Origin of the sequence: Buchnera aphidicola (Brachycaudus cardui) (assembly GCF_005081945.1) — a bacterium.
In the GTDB taxonomy this organism is placed as follows: Bacteria; Pseudomonadota; Gammaproteobacteria; order Enterobacterales; family Enterobacteriaceae; genus Buchnera; species Buchnera aphidicola_AN.
In genome coordinates this window covers 610,790-634,925 of sequence record NZ_CP034879.1, presented here as the reverse complement: position 1 = coordinate 634,925, position 24,136 = coordinate 610,790, and the positions used below count along the sequence as shown (strand labels likewise).

General features: G+C 24.2%; 26 protein-coding genes and 4 tRNA genes. 15 read left to right on the top strand and 15 right to left on the bottom strand.

Features of this window, described 5'->3' with window-relative positions:
* The first annotated feature begins 2 nt into the window (after nucleotides 1-2).
* The 7 genes from ilvC (at nucleotide 3) to D9V67_RS03070 (ending at nucleotide 5,873) form a co-directional block, all read left to right on the top strand.
* Complete coding sequence (ilvC, locus tag D9V67_RS03100) at nucleotides 3-1,475, top strand: ketol-acid reductoisomerase (RefSeq protein ID WP_158360038.1); 1,473 nt, start codon at nucleotides 3-5, stop codon at nucleotides 1,473-1,475.
* Nucleotides 1,476-1,545: 70 nt separating this feature from the next.
* Nucleotides 1,546-3,579 carry a DNA helicase Rep gene (gene rep, locus D9V67_RS03095; RefSeq protein WP_158360036.1) on the top strand — a complete coding sequence of 678 codons (2,034 nt, stop codon included), beginning with the start codon at nucleotides 1,546-1,548 and terminating at the stop codon, nucleotides 3,577-3,579.
* 124 nt (nucleotides 3,580-3,703) lie between these two features.
* Nucleotides 3,704-4,030: a thioredoxin TrxA gene (gene trxA / locus D9V67_RS03090; RefSeq protein WP_158360034.1), complete on the top strand. Its 327-nt coding sequence runs from the start codon at nucleotides 3,704-3,706 to the stop codon at nucleotides 4,028-4,030.
* A 138-nt stretch (nucleotides 4,031-4,168) separates the two neighbouring features.
* Entirely contained in the window at nucleotides 4,169-5,428 is a 1,260-nt protein-coding gene (gene rho, locus D9V67_RS03085) for a transcription termination factor Rho (protein WP_158360032.1), read from the top strand.
* A gap of 173 nt (nucleotides 5,429-5,601) precedes the next feature.
* A tRNA-Arg gene (locus D9V67_RS03080) sits at nucleotides 5,602-5,675 on the top strand.
* 27 nt (nucleotides 5,676-5,702) lie between these two features.
* Nucleotides 5,703-5,778: transfer RNA gene (locus D9V67_RS03075), tRNA-His, on the top strand.
* Nucleotides 5,779-5,796: 18 nt separating this feature from the next.
* A tRNA-Pro gene (locus D9V67_RS03070) sits at nucleotides 5,797-5,873 on the top strand.
* Here the strand turns inward: D9V67_RS03070 and D9V67_RS03065 are convergent.
* The 4 genes from D9V67_RS03065 to cyaY all read right to left on the bottom strand — a co-directional run bounded on the left by D9V67_RS03065 (nucleotide 5,852) and on the right by cyaY (nucleotide 8,036).
* Complete coding sequence (locus D9V67_RS03065) at nucleotides 5,852-6,292, bottom strand: uroporphyrinogen-III synthase (RefSeq protein WP_261979683.1); 441 nt, start codon at nucleotides 6,290-6,292, stop codon at nucleotides 5,852-5,854. The two genes, D9V67_RS03070 and D9V67_RS03065, sit on opposite strands and share 22 nt — an antisense overlap.
* Nucleotides 6,274-6,627 (bottom strand): uroporphyrinogen-III synthase, encoded by a 354-nt coding sequence (locus tag D9V67_RS03060; RefSeq protein ID WP_261979682.1) that lies wholly within the window; start codon nucleotides 6,625-6,627, stop codon nucleotides 6,274-6,276. The genes D9V67_RS03065 and D9V67_RS03060 overlap by 19 nt, the downstream gene beginning before the upstream one ends.
* An 11-nt stretch (nucleotides 6,628-6,638) precedes the next feature.
* Nucleotides 6,639-7,583 carry a hydroxymethylbilane synthase gene (gene hemC / locus D9V67_RS03055; protein WP_158360026.1) on the bottom strand — a complete coding sequence of 315 codons (945 nt, stop codon included), beginning with the start codon at nucleotides 7,581-7,583 and terminating at the stop codon, nucleotides 6,639-6,641.
* A 108-nt stretch (nucleotides 7,584-7,691) separates the two neighbouring features.
* Nucleotides 7,692-8,036, bottom strand: a complete 345-nt coding sequence (cyaY, locus tag D9V67_RS03050; RefSeq protein WP_158360024.1) for an iron donor protein CyaY — start codon at nucleotides 8,034-8,036, stop codon at nucleotides 7,692-7,694.
* A 205-nt stretch (nucleotides 8,037-8,241) separates the two neighbouring features.
* On the opposite strand from cyaY, the gene dapF reads away from it, so the two are divergent.
* The 3 genes from dapF (at nucleotide 8,242) to D9V67_RS03035 (ending at nucleotide 11,932) form a co-directional block, all read left to right on the top strand.
* The gene (gene dapF / locus D9V67_RS03045; protein ID WP_222836986.1) at nucleotides 8,242-9,066 is read left to right on the top strand and encodes a diaminopimelate epimerase; all 825 of its coding nucleotides are present in this window, start codon (nucleotides 8,242-8,244) and stop codon (nucleotides 9,064-9,066) included.
* 34 nt (nucleotides 9,067-9,100) lie between these two features.
* Nucleotides 9,101-10,321 carry an MFS transporter gene (locus D9V67_RS03040; RefSeq protein ID WP_158360019.1) on the top strand — a complete coding sequence of 407 codons (1,221 nt, stop codon included), beginning with the start codon at nucleotides 9,101-9,103 and terminating at the stop codon, nucleotides 10,319-10,321.
* Nucleotides 10,322-10,459: 138 nt separating this feature from the next.
* Entirely contained in the window at nucleotides 10,460-11,932 is a 1,473-nt protein-coding gene (locus D9V67_RS03035) for an inorganic phosphate transporter (RefSeq protein ID WP_158360017.1), read from the top strand.
* A 75-nt stretch (nucleotides 11,933-12,007) separates the two neighbouring features.
* Here the strand turns inward: D9V67_RS03035 and D9V67_RS03030 are convergent, their stop codons facing one another.
* Nucleotides 12,008-12,748 carry a class I SAM-dependent methyltransferase gene (locus D9V67_RS03030; RefSeq protein WP_158360015.1) on the bottom strand — a complete coding sequence of 247 codons (741 nt, stop codon included), beginning with the start codon at nucleotides 12,746-12,748 and terminating at the stop codon, nucleotides 12,008-12,010.
* A 249-nt stretch (nucleotides 12,749-12,997) separates the two neighbouring features.
* Between D9V67_RS03030 and D9V67_RS03025 the strand changes: the two genes are divergently transcribed.
* Nucleotides 12,998-13,351, top strand: a complete 354-nt coding sequence (locus D9V67_RS03025; protein ID WP_158360012.1) for a hypothetical protein — start codon at nucleotides 12,998-13,000, stop codon at nucleotides 13,349-13,351.
* A gap of 121 nt (nucleotides 13,352-13,472) precedes the next feature.
* Here D9V67_RS03025 and D9V67_RS03260 read toward each other — a convergent pair whose 3' ends face one another.
* Nucleotides 13,473-13,652 carry a hypothetical protein gene (locus tag D9V67_RS03260; RefSeq protein WP_158360010.1) on the bottom strand — a complete coding sequence of 60 codons (180 nt, stop codon included), beginning with the start codon at nucleotides 13,650-13,652 and terminating at the stop codon, nucleotides 13,473-13,475.
* Between D9V67_RS03260 and D9V67_RS03195 the strand changes: the two genes are divergently transcribed.
* Nucleotides 13,639-14,439, top strand: coding sequence for a hypothetical protein (locus tag D9V67_RS03195; RefSeq protein WP_261979681.1), 801 nt, complete (start codon nucleotides 13,639-13,641; stop codon nucleotides 14,437-14,439). The genes D9V67_RS03260 and D9V67_RS03195 overlap by 14 nt on opposite strands.
* Before the next feature lie 96 nt (nucleotides 14,440-14,535).
* On the opposite strand, the gene coaD is transcribed toward D9V67_RS03195, so the two are convergent.
* The gene (gene coaD / locus D9V67_RS03010) at nucleotides 14,536-15,033 is read right to left on the bottom strand and encodes a pantetheine-phosphate adenylyltransferase (RefSeq protein WP_158360007.1); all 498 of its coding nucleotides are present in this window, start codon (nucleotides 15,031-15,033) and stop codon (nucleotides 14,536-14,538) included.
* A 93-nt stretch (nucleotides 15,034-15,126) separates the two neighbouring features.
* On the opposite strand from coaD, the gene epmA reads away from it, so the two are divergent.
* The gene (epmA, locus tag D9V67_RS03005) at nucleotides 15,127-16,104 is read left to right on the top strand and encodes an elongation factor P--(R)-beta-lysine ligase (protein ID WP_158360005.1); all 978 of its coding nucleotides are present in this window, start codon (nucleotides 15,127-15,129) and stop codon (nucleotides 16,102-16,104) included.
* A gap of 17 nt (nucleotides 16,105-16,121) precedes the next feature.
* Here the strand turns inward: epmA and D9V67_RS03000 are convergent, their stop codons facing one another.
* The 5 genes from D9V67_RS03000 to D9V67_RS02980 form a co-directional block, all read right to left on the bottom strand.
* Complete coding sequence (locus D9V67_RS03000; RefSeq protein ID WP_158360003.1) at nucleotides 16,122-16,883, bottom strand: FAD-binding oxidoreductase; 762 nt, start codon at nucleotides 16,881-16,883, stop codon at nucleotides 16,122-16,124.
* Nucleotides 16,884-16,999: 116 nt separating this feature from the next.
* A complete protein-coding gene (locus D9V67_RS02995) occupies nucleotides 17,000-17,482 on the bottom strand; it encodes an Hsp20 family protein (protein WP_158360001.1) in 483 nt (160 codons plus the stop codon).
* 238 nt (nucleotides 17,483-17,720) lie between these two features.
* A complete protein-coding gene (gene hslU / locus D9V67_RS02990; RefSeq protein ID WP_158359999.1) occupies nucleotides 17,721-19,052 on the bottom strand; it encodes an HslU--HslV peptidase ATPase subunit in 1,332 nt (443 codons plus the stop codon).
* 11 nt (nucleotides 19,053-19,063) lie between these two features.
* Nucleotides 19,064-19,594 carry an ATP-dependent protease subunit HslV gene (hslV, locus tag D9V67_RS02985; protein WP_158359997.1) on the bottom strand — a complete coding sequence of 177 codons (531 nt, stop codon included), beginning with the start codon at nucleotides 19,592-19,594 and terminating at the stop codon, nucleotides 19,064-19,066.
* Between the two features lie 215 nt (nucleotides 19,595-19,809).
* Nucleotides 19,810-20,082: a hypothetical protein gene (locus D9V67_RS02980; protein WP_158359994.1), complete on the bottom strand. Its 273-nt coding sequence runs from the start codon at nucleotides 20,080-20,082 to the stop codon at nucleotides 19,810-19,812.
* 96 nt (nucleotides 20,083-20,178) lie between these two features.
* Between D9V67_RS02980 and rpmE the strand changes: the two genes are divergently transcribed.
* Nucleotides 20,179-20,397: a 50S ribosomal protein L31 gene (rpmE, locus tag D9V67_RS02975; protein ID WP_158359992.1), complete on the top strand. Its 219-nt coding sequence runs from the start codon at nucleotides 20,179-20,181 to the stop codon at nucleotides 20,395-20,397.
* Between the two features lie 92 nt (nucleotides 20,398-20,489).
* Here the strand turns inward: rpmE and D9V67_RS02970 are convergent, their stop codons facing one another.
* From D9V67_RS02970 to orn, 3 genes are all read right to left on the bottom strand, one after another.
* The gene (locus D9V67_RS02970; RefSeq protein ID WP_158359990.1) at nucleotides 20,490-21,191 is read right to left on the bottom strand and encodes an N-acetylmuramoyl-L-alanine amidase; all 702 of its coding nucleotides are present in this window, start codon (nucleotides 21,189-21,191) and stop codon (nucleotides 20,490-20,492) included.
* 327 nt (nucleotides 21,192-21,518) lie between these two features.
* Nucleotides 21,519-21,594, bottom strand: a tRNA-Gly gene (locus tag D9V67_RS02965).
* 87 nt (nucleotides 21,595-21,681) lie between these two features.
* Nucleotides 21,682-22,236, bottom strand: a complete 555-nt coding sequence (orn, locus tag D9V67_RS02960; RefSeq protein ID WP_158359987.1) for an oligoribonuclease — start codon at nucleotides 22,234-22,236, stop codon at nucleotides 21,682-21,684.
* A gap of 238 nt (nucleotides 22,237-22,474) precedes the next feature.
* Between orn and pgi the strand changes: the two genes are divergently transcribed.
* Nucleotides 22,475-24,124 (top strand): glucose-6-phosphate isomerase, encoded by a 1,650-nt coding sequence (gene pgi, locus D9V67_RS02955; RefSeq protein ID WP_158359984.1) that lies wholly within the window; start codon nucleotides 22,475-22,477, stop codon nucleotides 24,122-24,124.
* Nucleotides 24,125-24,136 lie beyond the last annotated feature (12 nt).

Below are 24,136 nucleotides of genomic sequence, written 5' to 3'. Positions count from 1 at the left end.
TTATGAATTATTTTAACACCTTAAATTTTAATCAAAAAATTAATCAAATAAAGAAATGTCGTTTTATGAAAAGAGAAGAATTCAATAAAAAAAATGATATTTTAAAAAATAAAAATATAGTCATTGTTGGTTGTGGAGCTCAAGGATTGAATCAAGGTTTAAATATGAGAGATGCAGGATTGAACATTTCTTATGCACTCAAAAAAAATAGTATTCTAAAAAAAAATCAATCTTGGATGAATGCCACTAAAAATAATTTTATAGTAGATGATTACGAAAAACTTATACCAAATGCTGATTTAGTAATTAATTTAACTCCTGATAAACAACATAGTGCTGTCGTTAAAGAATTACAACAGTTGATGAAAAAAAATTCTTGTCTAGGTTATTCTCATGGTTTTAATATTGTAGAAGTCGGAGAAAAAATCAGAAAAGATATTACTGTAATCATGGTTGCTCCAAAATGTCCTGGAACAGAAGTACGAGAAGAATATAAAAGAGGATTTGGTGTACCTACACTAATTGCAGTGCATTATGAAAATGATCCTAAAAAAATAGGATTAGAAATAGCAAAAGCATGGGCTTTTTCTACTGGAGGACATCGTGCAGGTGTTTTAGAATCATCATTTGTAGCTGAAGTAAAATCTGATCTGATGGGTGAACAAACAATTTTATGTGGCATGCTTCAAACGGCTTCATTAATATGTTATGAAAAATTAATTGAAGAAAAATATAATCCAGATTATGCAGGAAAATTAATACAATATGGATGGGAAACTATTACAGAATCTCTGAAGCATGGCGGAATTACTTTAATGATGGATCGATTATCTAATTCATCTAAAATAAGAGCTTATCATCTATCTGAAATTATTAAGAAAATATTATCACCCTTGTTTCAAAAACATATGGATAATATTATCTCAGGTAAGTTTTCTACAGATATGATGCAAGATTGGAGTAATAAAGATAAAAAATTATTAAATTGGAGAAATCAAACTAAAAAAACAACTTTTGAAAACTCTCCTGTTTATAAAGGTAAAATATTAGAACAAGAATATTATGATCATGGTATATTGATGATAGCAATATTAAAAGCTGGTATTGAATTATCTTTTGAAAAAATGATAGATACAGGTATTATAGAAGAATCTGCTTATTATGAATCATTGCACGAATTGCCATTAATAGCTAATACTATAGCAAGAAAAAAATTATATGAAATGAATATAGTAATTTCAGATACAGCTGAATATGGTAGTTATCTTTTTTCTGAATCTGCATATCCTATTTTAAAAAATTTTACTAAAAATATTGAAAAAAGTGATTTAGGTTGTGCCCTTTCTCAAAATTCAGTAGATAATCTAGAGCTATATAAAATAAATGAGAATATTCGTAATCATCCAGTAGAAATTATTGGACGTAAGCTAAGATCTTATATGAAAAAAATGAAAGCAATTATAGTCGCACAATAAAAAATTAGAATACTGATTTTTTAAAAAATAAAAAAATACATTTCATTAATTAAACATTGTTGATATTTTTATGTCTCTTAATTCTGCTCAAAAAAAAGCTATTGAATTTATTAATGGTCCCTGTTTAATATTAGCAGGGGCTGGTTCTGGCAAAACAAAAGTTATTATTAATAAAATAATTTATTTAATTAATCATTGTAAATATAAAGCTGATAATATTACAGCTGTCACTTTTACTAACAAATCAGCTCATGAAATGAGGGTTCGTCTTTCAGAATACTTAAATGTTTTAGAAATAAAAAAAATAATTATTTCAACTTTTCATTCATTAGGATTAGAAATTATCAAACAAGAAATCAATGCATTAAAATTTAATTCTAATTTCACTCTATTTGATGAAAAAGATCAAATAATGCTATTGAAAAAAATATGTCATAAAGATAAAAATATAGAAGATGATATCCAGTCTTTAAAAAAGATAAATATTATGATTTCTTATTGGAAGAATCAATTTTATACTCCATTACAAGCAGAATCATTAGCAAATTCTCATTTAGAAAAAAAAATAGCATATATTTATAAAAAATATAATGATTATCTTTGTGAATCTAATATATTAGATTTTGATGATTTAATTTGTATACCTACATTATTATTGAAAAAAAATCAAAAAATACAGCATTATTGGCAAAAAAAAATATCTTATTTATTAGTAGATGAATATCAAGATACTAATAATAGTCAATATGAATTGATTAAAATGCTTACTAAAATCGATTCCAATTTTACGTTCGTTGGAGATGATGATCAATCTATTTATTCTTGGAGAGGAGCAAATCCTGAAAATCTCTTGTTGTTAAAAAAAGACTTTCCAAGTTTAAAAGTTATAAAAATGGAACATAATTATCGTTCTTCAGGAAGAATATTAAAAGTTGCAAATAGTCTTATTTCTAATAACATACATTTTTTAAAAAAAAAATTATTTTCTAATTTAGAATATGGAGATTTAATAAAAGTTATAGTAGGCAAAAATGAAGAGAATGAAGCAGAAAAAATAGCTAAAAAAATTTTATATCAACATGCTATAAAAAAAATAAAATATCAAGACTGTGCTATTTTATATAGAGGTAACTATCAATCAAAAATTCTTGAAAAAGTTTTAATAAAAGCCAACATACCATATAATATTTCAGAAAATTCATCATTTTTTTCTCGTCCGGAGATTAAAGATTTAATAAGTTATATACGTGTAATAATCAATCCAAATGATAATTATGCTTTTATGAGAATCATCAATGTTCCTTCTCGAAAAATAGGATTAATTACATTAAATAAATTAATACAATGGGCAGATAAAGAAAATAAAAGTCTTTTTCAAATAAGTGATGATATAGAAGCTAAAAATTTATTAACAGAAAGAACAAAAAATAAAATAAAAAAATTTATTATTTGGATAAAAAAAATTACTCAATTGTCTTATTTACAACCATCTGATATTTTAGATATCATCATCAATGATATTAAATATGAAATGTGGTTATCAAAAATCTTAAAAGAACCTAATCAAATTAAAAATAGTATTGATAATATACATACTTTATCGACATGGTTTAAAAATATGCTTCAAGGAGATGAATTTGAACAACCTATGACTCTATCACAAATTGTTACACGAATGACACTACGTGATATTTCTAATAATATTAAAAAAAATAAACGAGATAAAGTTCAATTAATGACATTGCATGCTTCTAAAGGTCTTGAATTTCCAGTAGTGTTTATGATTGGTATGTGCGAAGGTATTCTGCCTAATCATAAAAGTATCTATCATAATAATATAGAAGAAGAAAGAAGATTAACTTATGTCGGCATAACTCGAGCAAAAAAACAATTATTTTTCACTTACTGTTGTCAACGTATTCAATATGGTCAGATTATGCATATGTCACCTAGTAGATTTTTATTTGAATTACCTAAAGAAGATTTGCACTGGAACACTTATATATCTTCAGTTAAATCTTTACAAAAGATAGAAAAAAATAAATTAAAAATATATCATATACGAAAAATATTAAAACAATATAAGAAATTAAAATATGAATAAATTTTTTTAATTTTAGTTTTAAAAAAGTCTTAAAAATGATACTATCATCTCACATACTTTTAAATTATAAAAATTTAAATTTTATTTATTTCAAACCTCCTTAATATTGAGTAAATGTATAAAAATGAATAAAATAATCAAATTAACAGATGAAAATTTTCAAGAAAAAGTTTTACAAAAAAAAGGTTTTATATTGGTTGATTTTTGGGCTCCATGGTGTAATCCTTGTAAAATTTTAGCACCAATTTTAGAAGAAATTTCACAAGAATATAATGATAATGTAGTTATTGGAAAATTAAATATTGAAGAACATCCAAATACTGCTCCTGTATATTCTATTAGAAGTATTCCTACATTATTATTATTCAAAAATGGACAAGTTCTTTCAACTAAAGTTGGAGCACTTTCTAAGTTACAACTTAAAGAATTTTTAGATGAAAATATTAACTAAAATAATAACACAGTTAATTTAAAAAATATTAAAAATTCAATTTCATTTAAAATTTATTAATAAATATCAGTAAATTTTAATATTATGTCATAATTTTTATTTCGAGATTTACCCCGATTTTACTAAGAACCCACCATTATGAATCTTACCGCACTTAAAAATATGCCAGTTTCTGAATTAATTACTCTTGGTGAAAAAATGGGGTTGGAAAATTTAGCGCGTATGCGTAAACAAGATATTATTTTTGCCATCCTTAAACAACATGCAAAAAGTGGAGAAGATATATTTGGAGACGGAGTTTTAGAAATATTACAAGATGGATTTGGTTTTCTACGTTCTGCTGATAGTTCTTATTTAGCTGGTCCTGATGACATTTATGTTTCACCAAGTCAGATTCGTAGATTTAATTTACGTACAGGTGATACTATTTCTGGAAAAATAAGACCTCCAAAAGAAGGTGAAAGATATTTCGCTTTACTTAAAGTTAATGAGGTAAATTATGATAAACCTGAAAATGCAAGAAGCAAAATATTATTTGAAAATTTAACACCATTACATGCTAATTCTAGATTAAGAATGGAGCGCGGGAACGGATCAACTGAGGATCTAACAGCAAGAGTATTAGATTTAGCATCTCCTATTGGAAGAGGGCAGCGTGGTTTAATTGTAGCTCCTCCAAAAGCTGGAAAAACAATATTACTTCAAAATATTGCACAAAGTATTGCTTATAATCATCCAGAATGCGTTTTAATGGTTTTATTGATCGATGAGAGACCAGAAGAAGTTACTGAAATGCAAAGATTAGTTAAAGGAGAAGTTGTTGCTTCTACTTTTGATGAGCCTGCATCAAGACATGTTCAAGTAGCTGAGATGGTTATTGAAAAAGCAAAAAGATTAGTAGAGCATAAAAAAGACGTTATCATTTTGCTAGATTCAATTACCCGTTTAGCTCGTGCTTATAATACAGTAGTACCAGCATCAGGAAAAGTCTTAACTGGAGGTGTTGATGCTAATGCTTTACATAGACCTAAACGATTTTTTGGGGCTGCACGTAATGTAGAAGAAGGAGGTAGTTTAACTATTATTGCCACTGCGTTAGTTGATACTGGTTCAAAAATGGATGAAGTGATTTATGAAGAATTTAAAGGAACTGGAAATATGGAACTACCATTGTCTAGAAAAATAGCAGAAAAACGTGTATTTCCAGCAATTGATTACAATCGTTCTGGAACAAGAAAAGAAGAATTATTAACTTTACCAGAAGAACTTCAAAAAATGTGGATTCTGAGAAAAATCATTCATCCAATGAGTGAAATAGATGCAATGGAATTTTTATTAAATAAACTCTCGATGACGAAAACAAATGATGAGTTTTTTGATATGATGAAACGTTCATAAATATTAAATCACTATGAATAGATATATTATATATTTATGATAATACTTATTTTTAATACATAAAATATTATATAAATATTCTTATTTCTTTTTTTATCTAAAGTTTTTTAAAAAAAAGCTGGACAATAAAGATTATTAATTTTAAAATCTAATTTGTTTTTTTATATAGACGCGCGCTCGTAGCTCATTTGGATAGAGCACTACCCTCCGAAGGTAGAGGTGTCAGGTTCAAATCCTGTCGAGCGCACTTGTTTATAAAAAATAACTTTAAGTGGTGGCTATAGCTCAGTTGGTAGAGTTCTGGATTGTGATTCCAGTGGTCATGGGTTCAAATCCCATTAGCCACCCCAAAAAAAATCATAAAAATTCGGCGAATAGCGCAGCTTGGTAGCGCAACTGGTTTGGGACCAGTAGGTCAGAGGTTCAAATCCTCTTTCGCCGACCAAAATAGAAAAAATTATTTTTTTTAAAGTATTCATGTTTAATTATTCTTAATAAAGATTCATTGTGAGCATGTTTAGCAACTATAATGTTTTTCCATCCTAAGTGTTTTGCTATTTTTGACAATCTATTACTTATAACAAAAACTTGACATTGTAAAAGCCATTCAATCTGATCTTGATCAGAAATAATATTTTTTAATTGATATAAAATTTCACCACTTGTTGCTATTAAAGTATTTATTTTGTTTAAACGCCATTTTTTTGCTTCTATTCTACTATCGAAACTTTTTAAAACTCTTTTATAACATTCTAATATACAAATATTAAAACCTTCTTTTTTTAAATGATCTTCTATAAAATTTCTTCCATTTTCCCCTTTTAATAAAATAATTTGATCATCTTTTAAAACATTTTTATACAAAATTTTGAATAAATTTTCACTATTTTCTTTTTTAGGAAAAACAATTTTTTTTTAACATATTTATGAAGGAACATAGCTGTACTTTTTCCAATAGCATAATATTTTGCATCAGACGGCCATTTTAAATTATTTTTTTTTAAATATAAATTAGTATAATAAATAGATTTTTTTGAGAAAATAAGAATTACATTAGAGTGATATAATGAATTAATCTTATTTGATAAACTTATTGAGCTCATACTCGGAAAAAAATCAAATAAAGAAAAATGCCAAGAATCTATACCTATTTCATTAAGATTTTTAACTAACTCTTCTCCTGTCGGTGAAGGTCGCATGACTAATATTTTCATAGATAATAAGATTGTTTTATATGAAGATCATTTAGAATATTTTGAGCACCATTATCAAGCAATTCGTCAGCAAGTGAATATCCCATTTTTTCTCCTGTATTATAGCAACCTATTCTTTCTCCTTTTAATATTATTTTTCCATTTGGTGAGCCTATTAATCCTCTTAACCAAATTTTATTTTTTTTTAAAATAGCATAACTACCAATCGGAATCTGACATCCTGATTCTAACTTTCTACAAAAAGCACGTTCTGCATTAATTTCAATAAAAGTATTGATGTCATTAAGATGAGATAAAAAAAACAATATTTTTTTATCATGTAATCTAGATTGAATTCCAATTGCACCTTGACCACAAGAAGGAAGAGATAATTCAGCAGGTATAATTTGAGTAATTCGATGTTTTAAACTTAATCTATTTAATCCTTCAGTAGCAAGAATAATGGCATCATATTTACCTTGATCTAATTTAGCTATTCTTGTTTCTACGTTTCCTCTTAAAGGAGAAATAATTAAATCTGGTCTATAAGTAATTAATTGACATTGTCTTCTTAAGCTAGATGTGCCAACTATTGCACCATAAGGTAAGTGATTAATTGATTGATAATTGTTAGATACTAGTGTATCTAAAGGATTTCCTCTTTTACATATACTAACTACACATAATTCTTTTGTAATATTTACTGGAAGATCTTTCATCGAATGAATTGCAATATCTGCTTTATTTTCAAGGAGGGCAAGTTCTAATTCTTTTATAAATAATCCTTTTCCTCCAATTTTTGAAAGAGATTTATTTAAAATATTATCTCCATGAGTGACAATAGGTACTAATTTTATATTTAAATCTGGATATAAAGACAGTATTTTTTTTTGAACATATTTTGTTTGTTGTAATGCTAAAGGACTTTTTCTAGTAGCAATTCTTAATGTTTTATTTTGCATATTACTATTCGTTTTAATATAGATATGTTTTTTATAATGTTTTAATCTAAAAAAAGATACAAACCTTATCATATTTTTTATTTTTATATATAAAAATTTTTTTTGTATTTAATTAATATTATTTTTTATAAAAATAATGTTTTTATTTGATTGAACAGAACATGCATATTGAAATATTTCCCAAAAATTTTTATTGCTACGATTACAAATCCATTCATTTTCCCTATAATTAAAATGATATCCATTTACTGTTGTAGCTAGCCATATTTGTTGTAATAGTTCTTGTTTATTAATAATAATAACACTTTTATTTGCAAAAGTAATAGTCATAACATAATCTTGAATTTCATAATCAATATCAATATCATGATTATCATATAAATTTAAATTATCTTCAATTTTTAGAAATAATGCATCCACTAACATATAAAAATTATTAATATTTTTTTTCATTTGGATTACCACTTTTAATTCGTTTTATAATAGACTTTAAATATAAAAATTACGAAATTAATATAATTTACATAATATTTTTTCTTAAAATAATTAATTTAAATTATATTTTATATATCATGAAAAATAACACTCTTCTTTCTAAGAATATAAAAAATATCATTAGGTAAAAAAAATGTTTTCATATCCTAAATACAAAAAAAAAATTTATTTTTCTAAAATGCATGGTTTAAGTAATGATTTTATGGTTGTTAATTGTATCAATCAAGATTTTCATCCAACATCTATAACGATAAAAGAATTATCTAATCGATATACTGGAATTGGTTTTGATCAATTATTACTTGTAGAAAAAACACATAATTCTTTATTTGATTTTAATTATCGAATTTTTAATGCTAATGGAAATGAAGTGGAACAATGTGGAAATGGTGCTCGATGTTTTGGTCTTTTTCTTTTATTAAAACAATTAACTAATAAAGAAAAAATATCTGTTAGTACTAAAAAAAGACGCTTAATAATTTATTTTATCAACAATAATTTGATTAAAGTTAATATGGAAGAACCAGATTTTAAACTAGATAACATAGAATTGTCAAAAAATATTTTATGTAAAAATTTTTCAGTGAATATTTTAAATGATAGCTTAACATGCAGTATAGTATCTATTGGTAACCCTCATTGTGTTATTACAGTTCAAAATATTAAAAATGCTCCGGTAAATATTATTGGTAATACTATAGAAAAAAAATCAATTTTTTTACAAGGAATAAATGTAGGTTTTATGCAAATTATAAATAGAAATTATATTAAATTAAGAGTTTACGAACGTGACGTAGGAGAAACACAATCATGTGGAACTGGTGCTTGTGCTGCAGTAGCAGTTGGTATTGCAAAAAATTTACTTGCAAATAAAGTAAAAGTAGATTTATTAGGTGGTACATTAATTATAGAATGGAAAGGTCTTGGACATCCTCTTTATATGATAGGACCTGCACAACATGTTTATGATGGATATATATATATCTAAAATTGTTTTATTAAAAAAGAAGGAATTATATTTTATGTTATCAAAAGACAGAAAAGACATACTACAAAAAAAACAATACATAAAAAAAAATACACAAAAATTTAATCAAGTTTTTCTAGCTCTTTTTTCAGGTGGTTTTTCTACTTTTTCTATTTTGTACTGTGTACAATCTATCTTACCAATATTTTCTAAACAATTTTATTTAACTCCAGCAGAAAGTAGTTTTGCTCTTTCTGCTGCAACAGGTATGATGGCTTTAGGAATGATTTTTACTGGACCATTATCTGATGTGATTGGTAGAAAAATCATCATGTCTATTTCTTTATTTATAGCAGCAATATTAACAATAATATGCTCAATGATGACTAGTTGGAGTTCTATTGTTTTATTACGTGCTTTAACTGGTTTAGCATTAAGTGGTGTTGTTGCTGTTGCTATGACATATATTAGTGAAGAAATACATCCTGATTCTTTATCTTTTTGTATGGGTCTATATATTAGTGGAAATACTATAGGTGGATGTTCAGGAAGATTAATAAGTAGTATTTTGGCTGAAAAATTTTCATGGAATATTTCATTAATGGTAATTGGAATTTTTTCTTTAATATCATCTTGTTTTTTTTTATATTTTTTGCCTCAATCTAAAAATTTTTATTCTGTTTCTATTAACTTACCTAAATTTTTAAATCGTTTTTATTTCCAATTAAAAAATCCAGCATTATTTGTTCTTTTTGTAATAGGTTTTATATTAATGGGAAGTTTTGTTACTATTTTTAATTATATTGGTTATCGTTTGATATTAGAGCCATTTTTTCTATGTCAATCCAGTATAGGACTACTATCTATCATTTATTTAACAGGAGTATATAGTTCTCCTAAAGCTGGTATATTAATTAATAAATATCATAGAAATAATATTTTACTTATATCATTATTTTTAATGGTAATAGGTATATGTATTACTCAGTTTAATCAATTATTAATAATTATTTTAGGCTTAATAATATTTTCCGGTGGTTTTTTTGCATCTCATTCCATTGCTAGTAGTTGGGTAGGTTCTTATACAAAAACTGCAAAAGTTCAAGCTACATCTTTGTATTTATTTTTCTATTATTTAGGTTCTAGTGTATTTGGAACATTTGGTGGATTTTTTTGGTTTCATCTAAAATGGCCTGGAATTTCAATTTTTATTTTAATTATGTTATTTTTAGGAATATTTCTATCTTTTAAATTAAAAAAAAATCAAATTAAATAATAAAATTTTTTTATATTTTTCTATAAAAATACTATTATAAATAGTATGATATAAATAATATTCATATTTTACTTTCCTCAATCATAGTTTCTCACAGATAATAAGCTTAATTCAATTCATCAAAATGGCTTAAAGATTATGCTATATTTATTTTCTTATTCTGATTTGAATCAAAGTTTATTTGTTTTTTTAGCTTTGTTTTTTGTGTTATTTTATGAAGCTATTAATGGTTTTCATGATACAGCTAATGCAGTATCGACTTTAATTTATACAAGAGCTATGTCTGCAAATATTGCAGTTATAATGTCTGGTATATTTAATTTTTTAGGAGTTGTACTTGGTGGTTTGACTGTTGCTTACGCAATTGTACATTTATTACCAAATGATTTATTATTAAATACTACTTCAAAAAATGCTTTAGCTATGGTTTTTTCTATGTTATTAGCAGCAATACTTTGGAATTTATCTACTTGGTATTTTTGTTTACCTGCATCAAGTTCGCATTCTCTTATTGGAGCAATTATTGGAATAGGTTTAACAAATGCCATCGTTACAGGTTCATCTTTAGTAGATGCGCTAAATATTCCCAAAATGACTAATGTATTTTTATCCCTTATCTTCTCGCCTATTGTTGGATTAATAGTCGCTGGAAGTTTGATTTTTTTATTAAGATTTTTTTTAAAAAATGATAAGAAGTTTTGTCGTATTCATATGACACCATTAGAACGTGAAAAAATAGATGGAAAAAAAAATCCACCATTTTTAATTCGGATAGCATTAATTTTATCATCTATTGGAGTAAGTTATGCTCATGGTGCAAATGATGGTCAAAAGGGTATTGGATTAATCATGTTGGTTTTAATAGGAATTGTGCCTTCTTCTTTTTTAGTTAATTTAAATGCTGATAAATACGAAATTATTTGTACAAAAAACACAATTAATAATTTAGAAAAATATTATCTTAAATATAATAAAAGTATTTTACAAAAAACGAATAATAAAAATATTATTAATCATTTAAATATAACTGATCCCTTTTATAATATTATAAATAATATTAAAAAATCTAAATTTTTATTAAAAAATACTTCTAATTATAATACATTAAATATTAAAAAAAGATTTGAATTAAGACATGTTTTATTATGTATTTCTGATCTTATTGATCAAACATTAAGTTCTTCTAACATTAATTCTCAAGATAAATATTTCTTAATTAAAAGTAAAAAGAATATACTTAAAACTATTGAATATGCACCAATGTGGATAATATTAATTGTTGCTTTATCTTTATCAATAGGAACAATGATCGGTTGGAAAAGAATAGTTATTACTATTGGTGAAAAAATAGGTAAGAAAAGAATGACATATGCACAAGCTATGTCAGCTCAAATAACAGCTTCTTTATCTATTGGAATAGCAAGTTATACCGGAATACCCGTTTCCACTACGCATATTCTTTCATCTTCTGTAGCAGGTACAATGCTAATCGATGGTGATGGTATTCAAATGAAGACTGTTAAAAATATTGCATTAGCATGGATATTAACCTTACCTGTTTCAATTTTTTTATCTAGTTTTTTATATTGGATCGCATTATTTTTAATATAAAATATAAATTTTTATGATATTAATCATATTTTTTTAATAGGGGTACGTCTACAAAATATGTACTCCTGTTTTTATTTAAAGAGGATTATATACATCAAAACGATGTTTTTTCCCTAAAATAACAAAACTGATTTTTTCTTTACATAAAGATTTTGCATAACAAGGACGTTTTACAACAACTCTTTTTTTTGCTTTTTTTTGAGCAATATTTAGTAACTCTTTAGCATCTGTATCTTTTCCTATTAGTTTTCTAAAAATTTGCATATATTTTTTTGGTAAAGATTTTTTTTTATTGATAGGATACATAGGATCTAAATAAACGACATCTGGTTTTAAAAGAGGTATTTTTAACATATTACAACTATCATTTAAAATTAAATTTAATCTTTCCTGAAGCCATGTTCCTATTTTTTTATCTTTGTAACCTCTGTATAAGCCATCTTTTAATAAAGCAAAAACTATTGGATGACGCTCTATCATAGTTACCTTACAGCCTAAAAAAGAAAGTATAAAAGCGTCATTACCTAATCCTGCAGTAGCATCTAAAACAACAGGAAAATAAGCTTTTTTGATCCCCACAGCTTTATATAAAATTTCATGTTTTTTTCTAAAAAAATGACATCTATAATTATTTTTTTTTGAAGAAAAATCAACTTTTATAGCTTTTTGATTAAGATTTTCACGATTATATAGTTCTAAAGAATTAGAATTTATTATTAAACCTGTTGAACAATGTTCATCATGTGTTAAATTTAATGAATTAATTAAATTACATATCCTTTGATTGTAATGTTTAAATGATAAGTATACTTTCATATTTTGATTTTTTTTTATTTTTTAAAATTAATAATTGACTTTTAAATAAATTTAATTAAAATATAACTTGATGATTTTTTATATACTTGATGTAAATAATATATTAAAAATCGTTGCTAAAGTTAATTTTTAAAATTTTTTTATATAAAAATTTAAATTATTAATTTTTTTTGTTATATAGATTTAATTTACATTTATATAACAATTTATTCAATTAAAAAATAGTAAATTAAAAAAAGGACAAAAATTATGTCATCTAATTTTGCAATTCTTCCAATAGACATAACAGAGAAACATTCTAAAAATCAAATAAATATTGATCCAAAATACATTGAAAAATTTTTAAAAAAACAAAAAGATCTTGAAAATCATAATAATAAAACACATAAAATTTCTCAAGATCCAAAAAATTCAATAAATTTAGAAAAAGCATATAAAGATTCTCTATTTTTATTAGATCTTTTAAATAAAAATGCAAAAAAAAATATACTAGAAAAGTATGATATCAAGAATAATTTACTTATAGAAAAAAATTCTCACAACATCATTAATAATAGTCAAAATGATATTATTAAAAATATATTGATGAAAAAAAAATTCTAAATAATTCTTCATATTTTCTTAATAACACATTAGATGCGTCTAATAAAAAATTTTTTGGTTTTAATATTTTAAAAATTAGTGAAGATATTCTTGAGACAATAAAGAATACTGTCATAACAACTTATGAAGCCGTAAAAAAAGAAGCTGTAGAATTATTTAATGGTACAACCATTAAGAGAATATTTTTTGCAGATGAGCAATTAGATCCTAATAATATAGAATCCATTGATGCTTTAGCCAAACATGTTGAAGATCTTAAAAGAACAATTGAGTCTTCAAAAGTTTTTATGAGAGCTATCATTGATAAAATTCGTTATCAAGGTAAAATAAAAATTGTTAATGAATTAAATAATAATCCCAAACACCCTGAATTTCAAAGTTCCTTTCCTGATCTTTTCAATTTTATACCTAAACCTAATAACGCAAATAACTTTTATCCCTTAACTAGATTTGATGAAAATTTTGATTCAGAAGGAAGAAAAGATATCTTAAAAATAGATAAAAATTTTAAAGAACGAATGAATAAAAGTGTTCAAGAATCTTATTATAATGATTTTGTTAATCATGATTTATGGCAAGTCTCAGATCAATCAAATTCTTTAGAAAACATTAAATTTACAATTAAAAATTTTCAAAATAATTATGAAAATTTAAAATCATCTAATGAATTAGATAATCAATTTATGAATGATTCTTATCAATCTCTTTTTATTGTAAATGAGAATATCATTACATTAAATGATAGAAGAAAAATGATACAAGATTTTAAAAAAATAATACCAGAAGTTGAACTTCAAAAATTAATTTCTACATATGCAAATCAAAAATTTTTATATCAATCTTATCTTCAATTAATTTCTGAAACACCAGAAATTAATGAATATCAAATAAAAAATTCTAGAAATATTTATAAAATAGATAAGTTAGATGATGGTTCTATTAAATTAGTTGCAACTAATCTATCTGATTTAGATATAAAAAATAATAACAATATTTCAAAATATAAATCTTTTGGAATACGTGCTACTATTGTCATACCACCAAATGATTTACCAATAATGAAATATTCACATTTTATAAAAAAATAGACATTATATTTTTTATATTATTAGTAAATATGTATTTTTGAATTGAAAATAATAGGGTGTATAATTACACCCTATTGTTTTAATAAGAAAAATATTTTACTTTTTTGAAGTAATATTGAGTTTTTTCAATAATGCAAAATGTACTTCTTTCGGAAGATACGGTTTAATATCACCTTTATATTTAGCTATTTCTTTAACGAAAGAAGAAGATATAAAAGAGACTTCTTTAGAAGATAGCAAAAAAATACTATCTAAATCTGGATAGATCTGTTTATTTATAGCAGCTAACTTTATTTCGTAATCAAAATCAAATATTGTTCGAACTCCTCTAATTAAAACATTAGTATTTTCTTTTTTTGCTAAATTAGCTAATAAATCATTAAATCCAAGTATTTTTTTAACGTTGGTAAGATGCAATGTAGCTATTCGAGTTAGTTCTATTCTCTCTTTTAAATTAAAAATAGGTTTTTTTTTTAAATTATTAGAAATTGCAATAGTTATACTATCAAATATTTTTGTTGCACGTGTTATAATATCTAAATGTCCGTATGTAATAGGATCAAATGTACCTGGATATATTGCAGTTTTATTCATAATTTATTGTATTTTTTTAGTAGTTGATTTAAAACTTATTTTTTAAATATATATTTTTTATTATTCAATAATAAATTTTTAAAGAAAATCGATATGAATCAAAAAAATTTTTGGAAACCTTGTGCGCCAATTAAAAATTTAATTAAAAGATCAAAAATAATTTCTGATATTCGTTTATTTTTCTTAGAACGTAATATTATGGAAGTAGAAACACCTATTTTATCTCGTTCGACAGTTACTGATGTGAACTTAATACCTTTTAAAACAAATTATTTTTCATTAAATCACGTGGATAAATTAAAATTATGGTTAATAACTAGTCCAGAATATCATATGAAACGCTTATTAGCAGCAGAAAGTGGGCCTATATACCAAATATGTCATAGTTTCAGAAATAAAGAATTAGGAGAGTATCATAATCCAGAATTTACTATTTTAGAGTGGTATCAACCTTATTATTCAATGAAAAAATTAATAGCAGAAATAGATACTTTGCTGCAAAGAATATTAAATTATAAAAAATCAGATAAAATTTCTTATCAAAAGATATTTATAAAATCTTTACAGGTAGATCCTTTAAATACTAATTTATTAGAACTACGTCAATTATCTAAACAATTGAAATTAGATCATTTAACAGATTCAGAAAATGATTTAAATAAATTAATACAATTGTTTTTTACTCTAGAGATAGAACCTAATCTTGGTAAAAAAAAACCTTTATTTGTTTATCATTTTCCTGCAGAACAAGCATCTCTTGCTGCAATTAATGCTAAAGATTCTCGTATATCAGAAAGGTTTGAGTTTTTTTTTCAAGGAATAGAATTAGGAAATGGTTTTTATGAGCTTACAGATTTTAATGAACAGAAAAATCGTTTTTTACAAGATAATAAAAGAAGACAATCTATGAATCTTCCTGTTCAAAAAATCGATACTTATTTTTTAAGTGCTTTATCCTATGGATTATCTCCTTGTGCAGGCGTTGCTATAGGTTTAGATAGACTCATTATGTTGGCATTAAATGAAAAGAGCATTAGTCAAGTAATATCTTTTCCATTAGATCGTTGTTAAATTGTTATAAAAATAATTTACCAATAATTTTCCATAGTAATATGGCCTCTTTTACGACGTAAGTGTTTTCTCATGTTTCTGTTATTTTGAAGATATAAATAAGTATCTTTAACCATAAAAGGATTGCCACATAACATAACATGTGAATTTTCGGAATTTATTGATAAACCAATTTTTTTTTCTAATATTTTACTATCAATTAAAAAAGGAATTCTGCCAGTTAAAGACTTTTTATTTTGTTCTCTACTAATAACAGTCTGTATCTTTAATTTTCCTTTATATTTATGACATAGTTCTTGCATAAGAGGAAGATAATTTAATTCATTTTGATATCGTACTGCATGTACTAAAATAATATTATTGAATCTATCAAGATTTTTTCCTTCTTTTAAAATAGAACAATATGGACCTATAGCCGTTCCTGTAGCAAACATCCATAAATTTTCGCAATTAGGTATTTCATCTATAATAAAAAAACCACATGCTTTTTTTTTAATAAAAACTTTATCACCGTCTTGAAGATTATATAATAAATTACTTAATTTTCCATTTAAAACACGAACAATATAAATTTCTAAATTTTCATTACTAGGCGCATTAACATATGAATATGCTCTTTGAATTTTTTTTTTATATACACTATAAGTGGTATCATATAAAGCTAATTTAGTAAATTGTCCTGCATAAAAAGATTCAATGGGAGCATGTAAAATAAGACTAAATAAATTACTAGTCCATCGTTTAACGTGTAGAATGTCTGCATTAATCCAAGAATTCATTATGTATTCTCAATCATGATAATTTTTTTAAATCATTGTACTCATATAAAAATAAGTACAATGATTTTTTTAATGTTAAAAGAATTTTAATATTTTTCTTTAAATTATTTTCAATTTTATTTTTTATCAATTTTTTTCGTATCATTCGGTATATTAATAGAAATTTTTTTAGGCTTTTCTTCTTCTGGAATATGACATTCAAAATATAATTTTAGTAAGCCTAAAGATAGCTCTGCTTTTTTTACCTTAACTTTATGATCTAAATTAAAGTTTAAAGAGAAATTATTAAAAATAATTCCTTTATGTAGCCATTTGCTAGTTTCTTTATTATGCTGTTCTTTTTGATTCTCTTTTCTTCCTTGAATAGATAATTGATTATTGTGTACAGATATATCTAATTCTTTTTCTTCATAGCCAGGAATATTAAGTGTTAATTCATATTCTACTTCATTTATTTGATAAAGATTATATGCTGGTGTATCAGATATTGGTTTTTCTCCTGTTAGTGTACTAAACATTTTATCAATTTGATTGAATCTATTTGAAAAAATATCATGATCATTAAAATTTGGAACAAATGAAAGAGAGCGATAAGACATAAAAATACTCCTTATTAGTTATATTTTATGATGATTATATCCAATCGTGGAAAATTTTTTGTTTTTACTTAACTAAAAGATAAAACAGTTTCTTATTTCATATAAGGTCTTATTTTTTTTTTTCAATACTATTTTTTATAATTAATTTTTTGATTGATATATTAATATAATTATTTTATGAAAATATTCATCCATTTTAGATGAATATCATCATGGATAAATATTTTAAAAAACTTACTTATAAAATAAAACGACTAAGATCTTCATTAGATATTAATTGATCTAAATGTTGTCCTACATATTTTGAATCAACAATAATAGTATTACCCTTATTTTCAGTAGCATTAAAAGATATTTCTTCCATTAACTTTTCTAATATAGTATGCAATCGACGAGCACCAATATTTTCCATAGATTCATTAACTTTCCAAGCTGCTTCTGCAATATTTCGTATTCCTTCTTTAGTAAATTTTATATAAACACCTTCTGTTTCCATGAGTGCTTGATATTGTACAGTAATAGATGCCTTAGGTTCAGTTAATATTTTTTCAAAATCATTGATGGTTAGTGCTTGTAATTCAACTTTAATTGGAAGACGTCCTTGTAATTCAGGAATTAAATCAGAAGGAGTAGAAGTCTGAAAAGCACCAGATGCAATAAATAAAATATGATCTGTTTTAACCATTCCATGTTTAGTAGATACAGTACAACCTTCAACTAGTGGAAGTAAATCTCTTTGAACACCTTCTCTAGAGATATCTGGACCAGAAGAATCACCTCTTTTACATATTTTATCGATTTCATCAATGAAGACTATACCATTCTGTTCTACTGCATGAATTGCTTCTTTTTTAATTTCTTCTTGATTAATTAATTTAGCAGCTTCTTCTTCTGTTAATAATTTAATAGCATCTTTTATTTTAAGACGTCTGCTATTTTTTTTATGACCTCCTAAATTTTGAAATAAAGATTGCAATTGACTAGTTAGTTCTTCCATTCCTGGAGGAGCCATAATTTCAACACCCATAGTAGTTGCTAATACATTAATTTCTATTTCTTTTTCATCTAAAACTCCTTCTCTTAATTTTTTTCGAAATGTTTGAATAGTATTTAGTAAACTTTCATTTTTTTCATTTTCTTTCCAATTTTTATTAGGCGTAGGAACAAGTACATCTAATATTTTTTCTTCTACAATTTCTTCTACACGTATTTTATTTTTTTCAATATTTTTTATTCGTATCATTTTTATTGCAGCATCAGTTAAATCACGAATAATTGAATCTACTTCTTTTCCTACATATCCTACTTCAGTAAATTTAGTTGCCTCTACTTTAATGAAAGGAGAATTAGCTAATTTAGCTAAACGTCTTGCAATTTCTGTTTTTCCTACTCCAGTAGGACCAATCATTAAAATATTCTTAGGAGTAATTTCATGTCGCAGTTCACTATTTAATTGCATTCGACGCCAACGATTTCTTAATGCAATAGATACAGCTCTTTTTGCTTTTTCTTGCCCAATAATAAATTTATCAAGTTCAGAAACAATTTGAGGAGGAGTCATTTCAGACATAGAGATATTCCTTATTTTTCTGAAAATAGTTCTTTTATAGTAAAAGTATGATTTGTATAAATACAAATATTTGCTGCAATATTTAATGATTTTTTTACAATTTGATTTGCATCTAAATCTGTATTATCTAGTAATGCTCGAGCAGAAGATTGAGCATATGCACCACCTGATCCTATAGCTATTAAGTCATCTTCAGGTTGTATTACATCTCCATTACCTGTAATTATTAATGAAGTTTCTTTATCTGCTACTGCTAGTAATGCTTCTAATTTTCGTAACATTCGATCAGATCGCCAATCTTTAGCTAATTCAATTGCAGCACGTTGTAATTGACCTTGATACATCGCTAATTTTTTTTCAAACATTTCAAATAAAGTAAATGCATCGGCTGTACCACCTGCGAAGCCAGCAATGACTTTTTCATGATAAAGAGATCTAATTTTTTTAACATTACTTTTCATAATGGTATTACCTAAAGTTGCCTGTCCATCACCTCCAATTACTACTTTGTTTTTTAATCTTACACTTAATATTGTGGTCACAAGAAAAGCCTCTTTAACATAACGTGTTTATTTTTATACATTTTTATTGTGTATAAAAATATGTTATATAAAATATAGTTTGCTATTTTTATTATAAGTAAATAGCAAGTTATTGTTAATTTATTTATATTTATTAAAAATCATTTATATAAATATTTTTTTAATTTTATTAAATATTAATTATTGAATGAAATTTCTTAAATAATTATATGTTTTTATAAACTTTCTAATTTTCGAATATATGTCCATTTTTCTTTTGGTTTAGGAGGTAATACCTTTTCGTTTTGATGATGTTTTATTAATATTTTATCTTTTTTAGAAAAATGTTTTAAATCTATATTGAAAAAAATCAGGGAAATAAACATAGATGTTAAAATAAAAAATACACATACGTGCAATTTTATCTTTTTTTTATGTTTATTATTTTTTTTAAAATACATAGAATTAATTTTATTTTTATCATCATACATATATTTTATATATATCATTAGTCTATAAGAATATAAATTGCTAATTTTTTAGTATTAATTTGCTAATAATTGTATAATAAGGTAGATATTTTAATTAATTTAGGAATATGTTTTATGAAAAAAAAAATTCATCCTCACTATTCTAAGATAACAGCTACTTGTTCTTGTGGAAACATAATTGAAATTTTTTCTACTATTGGTCATAATTTACATTTAGATATATGTGCAAAATGTCATCCATTCTATACAGGAAAGCAAAGAGTTATTGATACTGGAGGTCGTGTTGAAAGATTTAAAAAACGTTTTAATTTGACTAAAAAAAAAATAATATAAAATTTTATTTAAGCATCTAACATAAATATGTTTAGATGCTTAAAAAAAATATATAAAATTTTATTTAAAAAATAGTTTGATATATTGATGAATCAAAACTCCAAAAAATAATTTTTTAAAGCTAAATAAATAGATTTAGCAATTTTATTTTGGTAATCTGTTGTTCTTAGTTTTTTTTCTTCTAAAAAATTTGTAACAAATCCAGTTTCAATTAATATAGCAGGTATATTTATACAACTTAATATTCCTAAACTAGCATAATTTGGATGTATTTTATGTAATTTTATATTTTTTTTAAGCTGTTCAAAGATATGTTTGGATAAATCTAACTCTAGTTTTTGAAAATTATTAAATTGTAAATCAAGAATAGTTTTTTTTAAAAATGTATCATATTTATTTTCATTAAAGATATTCTGAATATTTTTAGAAAAACATATTATAGAATTATTATTTTTTAAATAATTATTAATTTCACGATGCATTCTAGTATTAGAAATTATCCATACGGATGCTCCGGATACATATTGTTTTTTAGAAGAATCTGCGTGAATAGAAACTAATAAATTTATGTGATTCTTTGTAAGAAATTGTCTTCTTTTTTTAAGTGAAAGATAAGAGTCATTGTTACGTGTTAGAATTGCATGAAACATTCTATTATTATTTAGTAATTTCTTAATTTGAAGTGCGATTTTTATATTAACTGTTTTTTCTTTTAATCCTGTATAACCTATTGCTCCTGGATCTTGTCCTCCATGTCCTGCATCTATTGCTATAATTATTTTTTTTAATGAAATATTGTTTTTATTTTTTGTTGTATAATTTTTAGTTATTAATTTTTTTTTAGAAGAATAAACTACTTTAGTTTTTTTATTTTTTTTTCATATTTTATTAAATTTATTATTTTTAAAAAAAATAAATGATTTTTTTAAACTATCTTCTTTTTTATTACTAGCTAGAATTGGAAATGTGATTAAAAAAATAAAAAATACTATCCATTTATAAGAATTATAAAAAATCATATTTTTTCCTTAATTTTTTTATATATTTCTATTGAATATTATTTTTTTTGTTTTTTTAAATAAAGTGTTGTTTATTAAAACAAAATTTTTTGATAATATGATTGGAGCGGGAAACGAGATTTGAACTCGTGACCCCAACCTTGGCAAGGTTGTGCTCTACCAGCTGAGCTATTCCCGCAAAAATTACAAGTGATAATTCATATTTTTAATATAAATATATTTTATATATATAAAATATATTTTTCAAGCTTTCTTTTATAAAAAATTATTTTAGTGGTAATTTAATAAAATGTTTTCTATAAAAATCTAATTCTATTATCGATTCATAAATATCTTCTAGTGCTCTATGAGAGTTATTTTTTTTTAATTTATTGTGAATGATAGGATTCCAACGCAAAGATAATTCTTTAAGAGTACTAACATCTATACATCGATAATGAAAATAATTTTCAAGTTTAGGCATATATTGAAATAAGAATCTTCTATCTTGGCCAACACTGTTTCCGCATATTGGAGATGATTTTATAGAAACCCATTTTTTTAAAAAAAGTATTGTTTCAATTTCTGCTTGACATTCGTTATATAGACTCTTTTTAACTCTTTCAATTAATCCATTCTTTGTATGAACGTTAGTGTTCCATTGATCCATATTTAAAATATCTTCTTTTTTTTGATGTATAGAAATGACTGGACCTTCTGCAATTATATTTAAGTTAAAATCTGTAATTAATGTTGCGATTTCAATAATACGATGTATTTTTGGATTTAGCCCAGTCATTTCTAAATCGATCCAAATAAGGTTTGTTTTTCTACATTTCATAATACTTTTTATATAACCTACAGGTTAGTTTTTTTATATCTATAATCATTTTTATTAGTAAATAATAATATTTTTATTTGAGTCTTATTTTTTTATATAACTTTTTATATAAAACATTTAGACTAAAAATATTATTGTTTATTAAAATAAAGACATTAAAAATTTTTTTACAATATAAAAATTTTTATTTACAACATAGTATCATATTTATTATACATTCAAGAGAGATAAATTTTTCATGAAAAATATTAATTTTAATAATACTCAATCTTATAAAGATCTAAAAAATCATTTTAAAAAAATAAAAAATGTTCATTTAAGAGATCTTTTTTCATCAGATATAAATCGATTTAAAAAATTTTCAATATTATTTAAAAATCAAATATTAATTGATTTCTCAAAAAATCGTATCAATGATAATACTTTGATGTATTTATTAAATTTAGCTAGAGAAACTAATGTAAAATCTGTTATAAAAGAAATGTTTTCTGGAGTTAAAATTAATCAAACAGAAGATCGTTCTGTTCTGCATATTGCATTACGAAATAGAAGTAATATGCCTATTATAGTAAATAATTCTAATATTATGTTAGAAATTAATGCTGTACTTGAAAAAATGAAGTATTTTTCAAATGATGTTATCAGTGGAAAATGGAAAGGTTATACTGGAAAAACTATTTCTGATATTGTAAATATTGGTATTGGTGGATCTGATTTAGGTCCATATATGGTCACTGAAGCATTGAAAGCATATAAAAATCATTTAAATATGCATTATGTTTCCAATATAGATGGTACTCATATTAGCGAAGTTTTAAAAAAAATTGATCCTGAAACAACACTTTTTTTAATAGCTTCTAAAACATTTACAACAGATGAAACAATAACTAATGCTTCTAGTGCAAAAAAATGGTTTTTACATTATGCAAAAGATGTTAATACGTTAGATAAACATTTTTTTGCTTTATCAGCTAATGTAAAAAATGCTTTAAATTTCGGCATTCATATCAATAATATTTTTAAATTTTGGGATTGGGTAGGTGGACGTTTTTCTTTATGGTCTGCAGCAGGTTTATCTATTATATTATCAATTGGATTTAATAATTTTGAAAAATTTTTAGATGGTGCTCATGATATGGATAATCATTTTTATGATAGTGATTATGATAAGAATATTCCAATATTATTAGCTTTAATTAGCATATGGTATGCTAATTTTTTTGGTTCAGAAACAGAAGCTATTTTACCATATGATCAGTATATGCATCGTTTTTCTGCATATTTTCAACAGTCAAATATGGAATCTAACGGAAAATCAATTAATAGAAATGGAGAAAAAATATCTTATCACACTGGTCCTATTATTTGGGGAGAACCTGGTACTAATGGTCAACATGCATTTTATCAATTAATGCATCAAGGAACTAAATTAATTCCTTGCGATTTTATTGCTCCAGTACTGTCACATAATAATTTAGGTAATCATCATATAAAGTTAATATCTAATTTTTTAGCTCAAACGCAAGCATTAGCATTTGGTAAATCTAAAAATGAGGTATTAAATGAATTATTATTATCTTCAAAAGATAGAGCTAGTATCAATAAAATTCTTCCTTTTTATATATGTGAAGGAAATCGTCCTACTAATTCAATTTTAATTCGCAAAATAAATCCTTATAACTTAGGAGCATTAATCTCTCTATATGAACATAAAATTTTTGTTCAGGGTTATATATTAAATATATATAGTTTTGATCAATGGGGTGTGGAAATAGGAAAGAAATTATCTCAAAATATTTTTAGTCATTTAAATAATAATATTCCAGATAAAGATTATGATTCTTCTACTAAAGGACTGATTCACTTTTATAAATCTTTTATAACGTAAAAATGTTACTAT